This is a genomic window from Nocardiopsis valliformis DSM 45023 (assembly GCF_000340985.1).
GTDB classification, from domain to species: domain Bacteria; phylum Actinomycetota; class Actinomycetes; order Streptosporangiales; family Streptosporangiaceae; genus Nocardiopsis; species Nocardiopsis exhalans.
On sequence record NZ_ANAZ01000020.1, the window covers coordinates 41,340 to 54,547 of the forward strand.

General features: G+C 71.0%; 12 protein-coding genes and 1 tRNA gene. 4 read left to right on the top strand and 9 right to left on the bottom strand.

The window, feature by feature from the left end; translation table 11 throughout:
* Positions 1–24: 24 nt before the first annotated feature.
* Positions 25–1,233, bottom strand: coding sequence for an STM4014 family protein (locus tag D457_RS0119920; protein ID WP_026116826.1), 1,209 nt, complete (start codon positions 1,231–1,233; stop codon positions 25–27).
* 23 nt (positions 1,234–1,256) lie between these two features.
* Entirely contained in the window at positions 1,257–2,315 is a 1,059-nt protein-coding gene (locus tag D457_RS0119925) for an STM4015 family protein (protein ID WP_017582439.1), read from the bottom strand.
* Positions 2,316–2,478: 163 nt separating this feature from the next.
* Here D457_RS0119925 and D457_RS0119930 point away from each other — a divergent pair, with 163 nt between their 5' ends.
* A complete protein-coding gene (locus D457_RS0119930) occupies positions 2,479–3,270 on the top strand; it encodes a class I SAM-dependent methyltransferase (RefSeq protein WP_017582440.1) in 792 nt (263 codons plus the stop codon).
* Positions 3,271–3,428: 158 nt separating this feature from the next.
* Positions 3,429–4,667, top strand: a complete 1,239-nt coding sequence (locus D457_RS0119935; protein WP_017582441.1) for a phospholipase D-like domain-containing protein — start codon at positions 3,429–3,431, stop codon at positions 4,665–4,667.
* A 106-nt stretch (positions 4,668–4,773) separates the two neighbouring features.
* Here D457_RS0119935 and D457_RS37165 read toward each other — a convergent pair whose 3' ends face one another.
* The 3 genes from D457_RS37165 to D457_RS0119950 form a co-directional block, all read right to left on the bottom strand.
* Positions 4,774–4,992: a hypothetical protein gene (locus D457_RS37165; RefSeq protein WP_017582442.1), complete on the bottom strand. Its 219-nt coding sequence runs from the start codon at positions 4,990–4,992 to the stop codon at positions 4,774–4,776.
* A 225-nt stretch (positions 4,993–5,217) separates the two neighbouring features.
* Entirely contained in the window at positions 5,218–7,200 is a 1,983-nt protein-coding gene (locus D457_RS34190; RefSeq protein WP_051072975.1) for an N-acetylmuramoyl-L-alanine amidase, read from the bottom strand.
* Between the two features lie 511 nt (positions 7,201–7,711).
* Positions 7,712–7,784 (bottom strand) — tRNA-Arg (locus D457_RS0119950).
* Positions 7,785–8,208: 424 nt separating this feature from the next.
* Here D457_RS0119950 and D457_RS0119955 point away from each other — a divergent pair.
* Positions 8,209–9,318: a D-alanyl-D-alanine carboxypeptidase family protein gene (locus D457_RS0119955; RefSeq protein ID WP_026116827.1), complete on the top strand. Its 1,110-nt coding sequence runs from the start codon at positions 8,209–8,211 to the stop codon at positions 9,316–9,318.
* 90 nt (positions 9,319–9,408) lie between these two features.
* On the opposite strand, the gene mscL is transcribed toward D457_RS0119955, so the two are convergent.
* The 4 genes from mscL to D457_RS0119975 form a co-directional block, all read right to left on the bottom strand.
* Positions 9,409–9,816 (bottom strand): large conductance mechanosensitive channel protein MscL, encoded by a 408-nt coding sequence (gene mscL / locus D457_RS0119960; protein WP_017582444.1) that lies wholly within the window; start codon positions 9,814–9,816, stop codon positions 9,409–9,411.
* Positions 9,817–9,895: 79 nt separating this feature from the next.
* A complete protein-coding gene (locus D457_RS0119965; RefSeq protein WP_017582445.1) occupies positions 9,896–10,612 on the bottom strand; it encodes an SAF domain-containing protein in 717 nt (238 codons plus the stop codon).
* Positions 10,613–10,806: 194 nt separating this feature from the next.
* Positions 10,807–11,187: an FmdB family zinc ribbon protein gene (locus D457_RS0119970; RefSeq protein ID WP_017582446.1), complete on the bottom strand. Its 381-nt coding sequence runs from the start codon at positions 11,185–11,187 to the stop codon at positions 10,807–10,809.
* 224 nt (positions 11,188–11,411) lie between these two features.
* Positions 11,412–12,035: a 5-formyltetrahydrofolate cyclo-ligase gene (locus tag D457_RS0119975; RefSeq protein ID WP_017582447.1), complete on the bottom strand. Its 624-nt coding sequence runs from the start codon at positions 12,033–12,035 to the stop codon at positions 11,412–11,414.
* A 187-nt stretch (positions 12,036–12,222) separates the two neighbouring features.
* Between D457_RS0119975 and galU the strand changes: the two genes are divergently transcribed.
* A complete protein-coding gene (gene galU, locus D457_RS0119980; protein WP_026116828.1) occupies positions 12,223–13,164 on the top strand; it encodes a UTP--glucose-1-phosphate uridylyltransferase GalU in 942 nt (313 codons plus the stop codon).
* Positions 13,165–13,208: the final 44 nt, after the last annotated feature.

Sequence of the window (13,208 nt, forward strand, 5' to 3'; positions counted from 1 at the left end):
CCGCGTCGGCGTTGGTGCTGGTGTTCAAGGGTGTTCCTGGGAGAGCGCGGGGACGGGCGCCGTCACCGGCGGTGGGGTCACGGGGAAGCGTCCCGTCGTGAGGGCGTGCAGTTGTTCGGCGTGGGTGCTGCGGCCCTCGTGGAGGACCCCGGGCAGGAGGTCGCCGAAGGCGTTGACCTCGCAGACCGTGAACTCCCGCCAGCCGGGCGAGACCAGCAGGTCCACCCCGGTGTGCAGGGTGCCGGGGAAGACCGCCGCGGCCGCCTCCGCCGTGGCCATGGCCCGCTCCCACGCCTGCGGACCCACGCTCTCACGCAGGGCCGCCAGGTCGCCGCGGGCGTTGCCCAGGTGCAGGTTGGTCATGGGGGAGCGGGAGGAGCGCACCACCACGTGGGTGGCGAGCCCGGCGACCACCAGCACGCGCAGGTCGATCACCCGGCCGTCGAAGCTCGCCTTGGGCACCCAGCGCTCCACGTGCAGACCGTCGGGGGCGAGCGCGTCCACGACCGCGGCCACCTCGGCCTCGCTGGTGTAGGTGCGCAGCCGCAGCGAGTTGTACAGCGCGACCGGGTCCTCGCTGGGGCCGACACCCCTGACGAGGTGGGCCGAGGTGACCGCCTTGATCCGGCCGCCCGACCCGGTGGCCAGGGCGACCACCCCCGAGGCGGACGAGCCGTGTGCGGGTTTGACGAACACCCGCCGCCAGCCGGACCCGGCCATCCCCGCACGCAGGGAGGGGTAGCCGGTGACCGGCCCGGCCAGGGCCGGGGCGACCGGGACCCCGGCCGCGGCCAACCGCGCGTGGCAGCGGCGCTTGTCGCACAGGTCGGCCAGATCGTCGGGGGCCTGGAGCAGCAGCGCGCCGGGGGTGGCCGCCACCGCCTCGGACAGCCGCCCCAGGGCCCGGACGAACCCCCGGTGCTGGTCGGCGGTGCCCTCCGCGCGGTGGAGGTCGGGGTCGCGGTCCCCACCGCGCAGGAACCGAGCGGTGGTGATGTCCTCGCCCGGCGCGTCCACCCGGACCAGGGCGCCCTCGGGCAGGGTGAGGGGCCCGGCGGCCGGGTCGGCGAGGTCGCACCAGGGGAGCGGGACCGGGGCGGCGAACCCGGCGTCGCGGGCGGCCTCGGCGAACAGCGTCAGCCGCCGGTTGCCCGGCACGCCCACCACGGCCAGCGGCCGGTCGGTCAGGGCCGGAACAGGTGGGGCCGGAACAGGTGGGGCCGGGACGGGCAGCGAGGACGGGGACACGGCCGGACTCACTCGGCGACCGCCGTGTAGTAGAAGTAGCCGCTCTCCTCGTCCGGGTCCACCTCGGGCTCCTGGCGGTCGGAGAGGTCGTGCTCGACCCCGGAGGCGGTCAGGGCCGCGCCCAGCCGCTGCTCCATGTCCTCGGACAGGTAGTGGTGGTGCAGGTCCAGGCGCTCCAGTCCGTGGAAGACCGGAGCGCCCAGGAGGGTCTGCGCGCCGGTGTCGGTGAGGGTGCCCAGAGACAGGTCCAGGACGCGCAGCTTGCCGGTGACCGGGGCCTCGGCCAGCAGCGCCACCCAGGCGTCGGCGTGCTCGGCGTTGCGCAGGCCGAGGGAGCGCAGACGCGGGAAGGCGGTTCCGGACAGGACCGGGGCGAGGTCCTCGGCGGTGGTCTCTCCACCGGCGTAGTTCTCGGTTCCCAGCCACAGCTCCAGATGCTCCAGGTCGGGCAGGTTCGACCCGCACACGTCGCGGATGACCTCCGGGCGCAGCCCTCCCGACTGCACGGCCAGGCTCCGCAGCCCGTGGGGTTCGGTGACCAGCAGGCCGAGGCTCTCACTGCCGCCGCGCACGGTGAAGGAGGTCAGCTGGGGGAAGGCGGCCAGCAGCGGGGCCATGTCGCCGTGATCGATCCAGGAGATCTCGCACTCCTCCTGGAGGATGTCGCCGAAGAACAGGGAGCGCAGCCCCGTGTACTTCGGCGCCCGCTGGATCAGCTCGCGGAGGATTTCCCCGTTCTCCGGGTCGTCGTGCTCGGTGTGCCCGATCACCAGCGCTCCGACCTGCTCGGGCGGGACGATCTCGGCGAACCAGTCCAGGTGCTCGGTGAGGTTCTGCGAGGGGCGGCCGCGGTAGGAGTTCTCCTCCGCGCGCAGCCGCCAGGCCACCGAGGCGGGCTCGCCGAGCGCCTCGAAGAGCCGTTCGTAGGACGAGGGCAGGCTCGGGTGCCGCTTGCCGTTCTTCGCCCAGTGCATGGCGATCGCGTACTCATCGCGGATGGCCTCCCACCCGGTGAACTCGACTACGGGCAGCCCGGCGTACTCGCTCAGGTGGCTTCCGTTGGGCATGGGTCTCCTGTCGTGGTGGGGCGGCGGGGAGGGCTCTCGGGGGAGGGGGTCCTTTCGTTCTAGCACCTCGCAAGGACGATTCCGGGGTTGTCCACAGGCCGGGAAACCGGATAGGTCGGCGGTGCGGCAGGACATCGGGGTGGCGTGATGTGAAGGTGGTCACATGGCTACGCACAGTGAACTCCGTGACTTCTGGGAGCACCGGCTCGAAGGCGACTGGACCGAGAGCGGTGTCGGCTACCGGGCCCTCGGGCGGCCTTTCAACAGCTGGATGTACCGGGTGCGGGAGGAGGTCTTCCTCCGCGAGGTCGGCCAGCTGGGGCTCCGGGGCGTCAGCGTGCTCGACGCGGGCAGCGGCACCGGCTTCTACGTGAGCCTGTGGGAACGCCTCGGCGCCGGGGACGTCACCGGCTGCGACATGACCGACGCCGCCGTCGAACGCTTGCGCGGACGCTTCCCGAACCACCGCTTCGTCCGCCAGGACGTGTCCGAGCTGGACGCCTTCGAGGACGCCAGTTTCGACGCGGCCTCCTGCATGGACGTGCTCTTCCACATCACCGACGACGACAGGTACGCCGCGGCCTTCCGCAGCCTCGGCCGGGTGGTGCGCCCCGGCGGCACCCTCGTGATCTCCGAGAACTGCCTCCAGCGGCCCGAACAGCGCGGCGAACACCAGGTCAACCGGACCCTGGAGACGATCTCGACGCTCGCCGACAAGGCCGGGTTCGACATCGTCCGCCGAGTGCCCATGCTCATGCTGATGAACGCCCAGGTCGACGCCTCCCTGCCCTGGCGCAAGGCCTGGGGCGGATTCCTGCGGGCCGCCACGTTCACCGCGCCGACCGGGTGGCTCGCCGGGGCGCTCCTGTACCGGGTGGACCGCAAGCTGGTGCGCGGCCGTCGGGAGAGCCCCACGACCGAGCTGCTGGTACTGCGGCGGCGCGAGGAGGACTGAGTTCGGGGCGGACCGGACCGGGGCGGACCGAGTTCGGATCGGTGCGCGGTTCGCGCCCAGAGCCGGGAAGAGCCCCGGGATACGGTGGACTTCCACCTTGTGCCGGGGTGGCCGCCGCTCCCGGGGCGCGGCGGACGTCCTGTTCGGGAGGCGACCGCATGCTGAGACGCTCGACGATCACCACCTGGGTCAAGCGAGGACTGTTGGGGCTACTGGCCACCCAGGTAGCGGTGGTGGCGACCCTCATCGGGATCGACCACTGGCGCAAGCGGGTGCGGCCGCACCGGGCCAACTTCCCCCGCACCGAACCGGCCTCGATCCCGGTCGGGGAGACCACCGCCACGGTCTACACCTACGGGGAAGACCTCTTCGAGGACATGCTCGACGCGATCCGGGGCGCCCGCCACCGCATCCTGTTCGAGTCGTACATCGTCAAGTCCGACGCGGTGGGCCAGGAGTTCAAGTCGGCGCTGATCGAGGCCGCCGAACGCGGTGTCGAGGTGTACGTCATCTACGACGGGTTCGCCAACCTCGTGGTCCCGCGCTCCTTCTTCAGATTCCCGCCCTCGGTGCGGGTCCTGCGCTACCCGGCGTTCCGCCCCGGCGTACTGCTGCTCAACGTGCGCAAGTCCGGCCGCGACCACCGCAAGATCCTCACGGTGGACGGTGAGGTCGGCTTCGTCGGCGGTTTCAACGTGGGCTCCACCTACGCCATCGAGTGGCGCGACACCCACCTGAGGGTGGTGGGCCCCGCGGTGTGGGGGCTGGAGAACGCCTTCGTGGACTTCTGGAACACCAACCGGCACGCGGACCAGCCCGCACTGGACGGGCTCGGGGAGGCCGAGTGGGACTCGCGCCTGCGGGTCCACCGCAACGTGCCCGAGCTGATCATCTACCCGATCCGCGCGATGTTCCTGGAAGCCGTTGACCGGGCCAAAGAACGGGTGATTTTCACCCAGGCCTACTTCATCCCGGACCGCGAGCTCGCCAACGTCCTCATCGAGGCCGCTGGCCGGGGCGTGGACGTCAACGTGCTCGTGCCGGAGAACTCCAACCACGTCGTGGCCGACTGGATGGCCCGCGGCCGCTACTCGGAGCTGCTCCGCGGCGGGGTGCGGCTGTGGCTCTACCAGAACGCCATGGTGCACGCCAAGACCGCCACCGTCGACGGCCGCTGGAGCACGATCGGCACCGCCAACGTGGACCGGCTCAGCCTCACCGGCAACTACGAGATCAACGTGGAGATCTTCGACGAGGGCGTGGCCCGGCACCTGGAGAAGGTCTTCGAGACCGACCTCACCAACGCCCGCGAACTCACCGAACAGGAGTGGCGCGGGCGCCCGTTCATGGCCAAGTTCAGCGAGATCGTCCTGGCCCCCTGGCGGGGCTTCCTGTGAGCCCGGTCGGGTAGTCCCCCGGGGGCTACCGGATCGGCTGTCCCCGGCTCCCCGGAGGAGGGCTACCGGGCCAGCGTCGTGCTGGGGGTGCGTGTCTAGAGAGCGATCAGAGGTCCCTGGGCGAGAGCCGGGGGAACTTCCGCGGAAAGAACACGTCGGGCTCGGCCCTGCGCGGCCGGGGCCCGCCCCAGTGCTGCGGCCCGGGCTGGGGGTCCTTCTTCAACGCCCCGGAGATCGCTGAGGGCGACCCGCCCCGCTGCCGTCCCCTGGCCCGCGCCGGTTCCTCCTCCGGGCCCTGCTCTCGATCCGCCCCCGCGTCGGTCACCTGGTCTCCCCCCTGGTCAGCCTGCTTCCATGATCGACGCCAGAGGCACCCGAAGCCCGTCCCGACACGACGTTCCGGCCCAATCGATGGGAATCCGTCCCCGGGTCCTGAGGGGCAGTCGCTCTCCGGGTGGGGGCCCGCGCCCGCCCCGTTCCCACGGCTTCCCCGGCGGGTGCGAGCCGGACTGTCCGTCGGGCCGGGCGTTTCGCGCGTGGTCGCCCGGCGTCAGGTGCCGGCGGCGGACTCGTCGGCGGACAGCGACCCGCCGTTGCCGGAAGGGGCCCCCAGACGGTTCACGGCCCGCTCCGCCTCGCGCCGCGCGCAGGCGCGGATCAGTTGCGCGTAGCTCTCGCCGGTGATGGACCTGATCGAGGTGACCCTCGACCCGACGTAGCGCCGGGCCTGGAGCAGCCCCTCCGAGGTGGCCGGACCCCACCGGCCGTCGACCCCGTCCGGCTCCAGGGCGGCCCCGAAACCGGCAGCCACGATCAGTCGCTGGACCGCCTTGACACCCTCGACCGGCGCCGCCGGGCGGAGACCGTCACCTTCCTTGAGTCCGAGCAACGAACCTGCTCCTTCCGTGATGGCCCCGGGAGGCCGGGTGAACGTGCCGTCGCGCACCATCGAGTACGCCCGGTCGCCGGGGCACGAGGTGGCGATGAAGTCGCGGTGGCCCAGGACGCGCCCGTGGTTGCCGTGATCCTCCGCGAGCCACCGGCGCAGCTCACGGACCGCGTTGATCTGGTTGTCGGTGATGGTGTCGCCGGGGCCGGTGGCGAGCGTCGCCGAGTAGTGCGAGGTGTTCCCCCCGGGCTGGGCGGCCTGTGCGCGGCGGAGTCCGCGGCCCTCGATCACGTGGCCGTGGGCACAGCACATGAACGAGTTACCGGTGAAGTACACCGTTCCCTCGCGGCGTGCGAGCCAGGTCCCGTTCGGGGTGGTCGGGCACCAGATGTGTCCGCTGTAGGGCTCCTTGGTGATGGAGAACGCCGACTCGCGCGTCACCGCCGCTCGGGGGGAGAAGCGGGTCCCGCGCCGTAGTTCGACCTCCCACGTGTCGTACTCCGTCGACGAGGACGGCGGGCGCCTTCGCAGCGAGGTCGCGTGTCCGGCCAGGACCGCGGCGAACTGGAAGGCCTCCGCGGCCTCTCGGTTCCTCTGGCTGAGTGCCCTCGCGTTGACGGTGTGGTTGTCGTGGCCGCCGGCCAGCAGGGAAACACCGACGAACAGGTCGAGTTGGGCGCGGGTGAGGGACCGCAGGAACCCGTACCGGGGAACACGCCCGGGGGCCTGGTCGACAAGGAGCCGACCCGCGTCCGCCGAGAGGCGGAACTCCACGAGGTGCCCGGCGGGAGCCTCCCCCCACCGGTGGGCTCCGTCCGGACCGGACCCGGATCGGGGGAGGTCGTCACTCCCGGGGCCGAAGAGGGAGTGCAGCGCCCCCCTGATCCTGGCCGCGTTCTTTGGGTTCCGCTGTTCGCACTGGCGGAGGAGTACATCCGTGCCAGGGGCTCGGTCTCGGCCCCGCGGCTCGACGTGCCCTCCGGTCCAGAACCACGCCACCAGCTCGACCAGGGCGTCCGACCACTTCGGCTCGGCCGGGAGGGTGACACACGGGGCAGCGAGGGGGATCCGGTCCGCCTGTTCCAACGTCTCGGTAGTCGTCCACACGCGCTCCCGTCCCCGCTGTGTGCGTTCGGACCGCCCTGTGGCAGCCCACTTTCCGTCGGCTGGCTTCGGACGCCGGGCTCCGGTCCGCCGGTCATGGCGTTCGACGGGCCATCGATGTTGAGCCGTGGTCAGGGAGGAGTGCTCGCGCCCCTCCATCTTGATCAGCTCCCGGGGCATCGCGGGGAAGACGTTCACCGCCTGCAACGGCTGCCACTGGGACACGCCCGCCTCGTGGTCGAGTGTGAGGACCGTGTCCCCCACTTCGATGTCCCGGAACGCCCTCCACCCGTCCTCGGTGAGGATCTCCGTCTCCTCGTCGACGCAGTAGCCGATGTCCACCCAGCCCCGGGCCGGCCCGGTGTGGAAGCTGCGGGTGTTGCGCCAGTAGGTGATGCAGGCGGAGTGGTCCCGGCCCGCGAGGTTCTGGTTGGCGCTGTCGTAGTGGATGACCAGCCCGGACCTGGGGTCGGCGGCCGCCGCCGGGGACGTCCCCCATCCCAGGTCGGACCTGGACACGTATTTGCTGGGTCGGGCCACAGGGCCTCCTCCTGGCCGGGAGAGCACCGGCGCGGTGAGTGGGGCGGGGGAGGGGAGGTCGTCGGGGGAGCGGGGCGGCCGGTGCCGACGCGTCGGCGGCTGCCACGGAGCCCGGCACGGTACGGGGTGGTCTGGCCGTGTGATTCAGCGCAGCCCGTACCGGGGGACTCCGATGCGGGCCGACGCGGCTCGGACGGTCGCGGCCACCTCTTCATCATCGGCCACGCGTCTTCTTCTGTCACTGCCCGCACACTGGGGGTTACGGGAATGTGGCGGCGGGGACAGCCCGCTCCTCGGGCGCGGCGGGCCCGGCGGCTACCCCCGGACCTCGTGGGCGGAGCGGTGCGTTCGCGCGTCCGGCGAATCGGGCCGGGGCGCGGCCGTGGGGAAGACGTCAGCGCTCCTTGACGGGCCGTGGAGACGGGTAGAGCCCCGTGGATCGCAACCTGAATTGCAACCCACGGGGCTCTTCCCGTGCTGACTCTGCGATGTCCTCGCAGTTCACCGTGTGCGGCCCCAGCAGGATTCGAACCTGCGACACCCGCTTTAGGAGAGCGGTGCTCTATCCCCTGAGCTATGGAGCCATGGGTGTTGCCATGGGCCGGATGTTACCCGGCCGTGGGGCCAAGCCTAACCCAGGATGGGGGTGCATGGGGTGCGTATTGGTGTTGCCCGGGCGCCGACGAGGCGCTCTGCGTGCGCGGCGGAGTACGCTGACCTACGATTGGTTGTCCTGGTAATGGTGTGATGTTGTTCATGTCGCGTGTCGCGATTATGGCTACTTGCACACTTCGGTCACTGTTGGCGGATGGGTACGAGTCGCATCGACGCCCCGTTGACCAGGCTTTCTGTCGAAGGCCGGGTGAGACGGCCGGGAGGGCGGGAGTCAACCGTCCCGAGATTCGGCCGTCGTGCCGTACGGTCCACTGTGTCCGCATGTGGACATGTAGTACGTTGCCTTGCGGCCACGGGTAGGTGTTCGAGGAAAATGCAGCCGGAGGATCATTCGTGCCGTTCATTTCTGAGTCGGCGCGGCGGAGGTCTCGCGTATCGGGTAGCGGGGTGCTGACCGCGCTGGGAGCGCGCCATCGGCTCCGGATCGCGCAGGCGCTGACGCTCACGTTGGTCACGTCCCTGCTGGTTGTGCCAGCGCAGGCGGTGATCGCCCCAGCGCCGGCTGAGGCGAGCCTTGCGGATCTTCGCGAGCGCGCGGAGGAGGCCGCCGAAGCCCTGGAGACGGCGACCGACGAGTTCGTCGAGCGTCAGGGTGCCCTGGAAGAGGCACAGGAGGAGTTGATCGGAACCCTCCACGAGCTCCAGCAGATTGAGGGCGACCTCGGCGACATGCGAGAACCGCTCGCCCGGTTGGCCAGCACCATGTACCAGCAGCCCGACGCCGGTGTCCTCGGCATCCTCGCGGCGGGCGACCTCGACGAGGACCTCCAGACGCAGTCCTACGCCGCCAAGCTGTCCGAGGACAATCAGGCACTCATCCAGGACGCCACCGATCTGCGCGAGGAGCAGGTGGGGTTGGCCAGTGAGGCCCAGGAGCTGCAGACCTTCACCCAGCTGGAACAGGCTGAACTCGCGGCCGAGGTGGAGGCGCTGCGCGCCCAGTCCGAGGCGAGCACGAACGAGCTCACCGAGGAGCTGGAGGCCCGGGGCCTGGACCCCGACACCTACATGCTGGCCGCCGACTGCGACCCGAGTGCCGCGGCGAACGCGAGCGGCTACCCCAACGGTCTGCTGCCGCAGGAGGCCCTCTGCGAGCTCTACGACGACGGCAAGTTCCTGCGGGCCGACGCCGCCGTGGAGTTCCTCGAGCTGAACGTGGAGTACGTCGAGCGGTTCGGCGAGAACATGTGCATCACCAGCGCTTACCGCGACCTGCCCAACCAGCACCGCGTGTACGGCCAGGTGGCACCCGGCTTCGCCGCGGTCCCCGGCACGAGTAACCACGGGCTGGGCCAGGCGATCGACCTCGGCTGCGGTATCCAGGACTTCCGTTCGGAGCGGTGGAACTGGATGGAGGAGAACGGGGCCCGGTACAACTGGATCCACCCGGCCTGGGCGAAGTCCAGTCCCTTCGAACCCTGGCACTGGGAGTACGAGGGCTGACCGGACACCGGACCGGCACTGTCAGAGCCCGGAGGGCGGCCCCGCGGGGCCGCCCTCACGTGTATCCGGGCCAAGGGGCCCGGGTGCGGTCTAGGCTGCGACCTCCGGGGTGACCTCGCTGGTGCAGTGGGCGCACTTGCTGGCCTTCTTGTTGATGTCCGTGTAGCAGTAGGGGCACGCCCGGGTGGTGGCCTCCTCGGCTTTGACGAACTTCTCCATCAGCTTGCCCAGGGGTAGGACCACGAAGAAGTAGAGGATCGCGGCGGTGATCAGGAAGGAGATCAGGGCGTCCACGAAGGAGCCGTACAGGAACCGGCTTTCGTTGATCTCGAAGTAGAGGTCCCCGAAGGCGGGGACGCCCCCGAAGATGCCGAGGAGCGGGGTGATGAACCCTTCGGTGAACGCCGTGATGAGACTGGCGAAGACGGAGCCGATGACAACCGCGACGGCGAGCTGCACCAGGTTGCCCTGGAGCAGGAACTTCTTGAAGCCTTCCATGGAACTGCCCTACGTGTTCGTGAGTGACGGATGTGCCCTGACAGGCGCCCGGACAGCTTTCACCACCTCTGGTCATCGGTCAACCGCGGATGGTGACGGACAGTCGTGAAGTGGTCGCGTGCCCGGCCAGGGCCCTGGCCTCCTCGGGTGTCGCGGCGATGAGGACCAGCGCACCGCCCTCCCCGCCCCGGTCGTCCTCCGCCGGCACCGCGAGCACGGGACAGTCACCGACCACCTCGACGGCGGGTCCGGCCCGGGCGGGCAGGCCGCCGAGGCCGCCGAGGTCTCCGGAACCGGTGGCGGCCAGTACGTCCACCCGGCTGCCGGGGGTGAGCAGCCCCACCGCCCCCGGATCGGCCACCCGGACCGGGACCGCGACCAGGTCCGGACCGTAGGGCAGGGCCGGTGGGTCGCTCAGCCGGGCGTCGGTGAGCACCTCGCCTCGGCGGACGGGTGCGTTCAACAGGAGCCCGACAGGGCCTGGGGGCGGGGACAGCGCCGCTTTGCCCGCCGAATCCGCTTCCGGTGCGGTCGTCTCCGGTCTCAGCGCGCCGTCCGGGACGACGCGGTCCGGCAGGAGGAGGGAGGTGAGGTCATCCCCGGACAGCGGAGAGGCGGCGTCCAGGTCTCGTGCGGCGACCAGGACCTCGGTACCGGGTTCGGGGGGAGGGCGTAGGACCAGGACGGCGCTGATCGCGGCCAGGGCGGCCAGGACCGCGGCGACGGCGCGCCGGTACCGGTCCAGCAGGCGGAGCGGGCCGCGCCGGTGCCGGTAAGGGGGTGGGGCTTTGTCCATGCCTCCAACGCTAGGTCGGCCGGAGGCGCTCGGAAGGGTTGTCCACAGGGTCGGTTTCGCCGCGGCCACGGTCCAGGGCCCGAAAAAGACAGACCCGCGGTCCCGGTTCAGGGCCCGGAAGAGTCAGGGCCCGGAAAAACAGAAGCGCCGCCGAGGGGTCTCGGCGGCGCGGCCACGGTCAACGGTGCGGTGGCTCAGCTGCTGGTGCTGGTCGCGGCGGTGCTGCCGCTGGTGCTCTTGCTGCTCGAACTGTCGCTGCCACCGGTGCTGGCGGCGGCGGGGGCGCTGCCGCTGGAGTCCGAGGTGGACTTGGCGGAGTCGGCGGTGCCGCCGGACTTGCCCTCGGAGCCGCTGTCGGCGGAGTTGGAGCCGGTCAGCGCGGAGCTGTTCGTTGTGGTCTTCCCGCTGTCTGTGCGGTAGAAGCCCGAACCCTTGAAGACGATGCCGACCGCGGAGTACACCTTGCGTAGGCGTCCCTCGCACTCGGGGCAGACCGTCAGCGAGTCGTCGCTGAAGCTCTGCACGACCTCCATCTGAGCGTCGCACTCGGTGCACGCGTACTGGTACGTAGGCACTGTTCCGGGTCCTCCTTGCTGGCACTCACACCCGTTGACTGCTAAATAGTACGCGTTCGCCGACCGCAGCCGCGACAGCCCCTCACCGCTTCGGCCACGGGCGCCCGAGGGGGCGGGATCTCCTGGGCGGGGTGTCGGGACGCGGACCTGTATGGGACACGACCGCCAGCCATAACGCTCGGACCGGTCCCCTTAATCCCCTGTCCTTCTCTGCCCCTCCCCGGTCACTGTCCGGGCCAGACCACCGCCGCCGGTTCGAACACGTGGAGCCCGCCGCCCGGGGTGACCACCGCGTCCACGGGGCGGTCGTGCGGTTCGGCCGGCAGGTCCTTGACGAACTCGTCGTCGTGGACCACGGCGATCGCGGGTGTGTGCGGGCCTTTGTGGGCGAGCGCGCGGTCGTAGCAGCCCGCACCGCGCCCCATTCGGTTCCCCCGCCGGTCCACGGCCAGGGCCGGGCAGATCACCGCGTCCGCGCGGCCCAGCACCTCGGGCCCGTAGCGGTGGCCGGTGGGCTCGACCAGCCCGTGCTCGGCCGGTGCGAGGCTGTCGGGGCCGTCGAAGGCCGCCCAGTCGAGTGTGCCGTCGGGGAGGAAGATCGGGAGGAGGACGTACGTGCCCCGCTTCCACAGGGCGTTCACCAGCCTGCGGGTGTCGGGCTCGCCGCCCACGGAGTAGTAGCCGGCCACGGTCCCGCCCATAGCCAGCCACGGCAGCTCCATGAGGGTGTCGCGGACCGCCGAACCCGCGCGGTCGCGTTCCGGCGTGCTCCGCTCCCGCCTCCTGGCGAGGAGGCTCCTGCGCAGCTCGCGCTTGGCGGACCGGCTCCGGTCGTTCGTATCACCCATGCGACCAAGTCTGGCACCCGGATCGCGGGGTGCTCCCCGCCGCGCACCGGAACGGTGGCCGCTGGTTCCCCCAGGGGTGAACGGACGGTGGCGATTTCCACGCCTTCGCCCGAAACGGCGGGTACTTCTCAGCCACGGGAAGTCATCAGGCCACGTAACGAGCGTTCTCTGTCCTAAAGTGCCGTTCATGAGCGCCGACACCGACCAGACACGACCCCGTGCCAACACCGCCTCCGTGACCAAAGCGGTCGTGCCGGCGGCGGGACTGGGCACCCGGTTCCTGCCCGCCACCAAGGCCACTCCCAAGGAGATGCTGCCGATCGTGGACAAGCCCGCGATCCAGTACGTCGTGGAGGAGGCCGTCGAGGCCGGGCTCCACGATCTGCTGATGATCACCGGGCGCAGCAAACGCTCCATCGAGGACCACTTCGACCGCGCCTACGAGCTCGAGGAGGCCCTGGCGGCCAAGGGCGAGGAGGGCAAACTTAGGTCGGTCCGTGAGTCCAGCGACCTCGCCCAAGTCCACTACGTCCGCCAGGGCGAGCCGCGCGGCCTGGGGCACGCCGTGCTGTGTGCGGAGGCGCACGTGGGCGACAACCCCTTCGCGGTACTCCTCGGCGACGACCTCATCGAGTCCGCGGACCTGCTCCGTCGCATGATCGAGGTCCGCGAGAACCACGGCGGCAGCGTCGTCGCGCTCATGGAGGTGGAGCCGGAACAGGTCTCCCTCTACGGCTGCGCCGCCGTGGAGACCACCGGTGAGGACGACGTCGTCACCGTTACCGACCTGGTCGAGAAGCCCTCCCCGGAGCAGGCCCCGAGCCGGTGGGCGATCATCGGCCGCTACGTGTGCGACCCGGCGGTCTTCCCGGTCCTGCACCGCACCCCGCCCGGCCGGGGCGGCGAGATCCAGTTGACCGACGCCCTCAAGGAACTGGCCCGCACCAGCCCCGAGGAGGGCGGGGGCGTGCGTGGGGTCCTGCTGCGCGGCAACCGCTACGACACCGGTAACAAGGCCGACTACATCCGCACCGTGGTCGAGTTTGCCTGCCGCCGGCCGGACCTCGCCGACGAGCTCCTGCCCTGGCTGCGCGACTTCGTGGAGCAGCAGGAGCGGGCTCGGGTCTGACCCCGGCCGGCGGGGTAAGGGCCCGGCGCCGGGGAGCGTCCCCG

Excerpts from the sequence above, each read along its gene's own strand:
- D457_RS0119925 (WP_017582439.1), bottom strand. The coding sequence starts at position 2,315 with ATGCCCAACGGAAGCCACCTGAGCGAGTACGCCGGGCTGCCCGTAGTC.
- D457_RS0119930 (WP_017582440.1), top strand. The coding sequence starts at position 2,479 with ATGGCTACGCACAGTGAACTCCGTGACTTCTGGGAGCACCGGCTCGAA.
- D457_RS0119935 (WP_017582441.1), top strand. The coding sequence starts at position 3,429 with ATGCTGAGACGCTCGACGATCACCACCTGGGTCAAGCGAGGACTGTTG.
- mscL (WP_017582444.1), bottom strand. The coding sequence starts at position 9,816 with ATGGAAGGCTTCAAGAAGTTCCTGCTCCAGGGCAACCTGGTGCAGCTC.
- D457_RS0119965 (WP_017582445.1), bottom strand. The coding sequence starts at position 10,612 with ATGGACAAAGCCCCACCCCCTTACCGGCACCGGCGCGGCCCGCTCCGC.
- D457_RS0119975 (WP_017582447.1), bottom strand. The coding sequence starts at position 12,035 with ATGGGTGATACGAACGACCGGAGCCGGTCCGCCAAGCGCGAGCTGCGC.
- galU (WP_026116828.1), top strand. The coding sequence starts at position 12,223 with ATGAGCGCCGACACCGACCAGACACGACCCCGTGCCAACACCGCCTCC.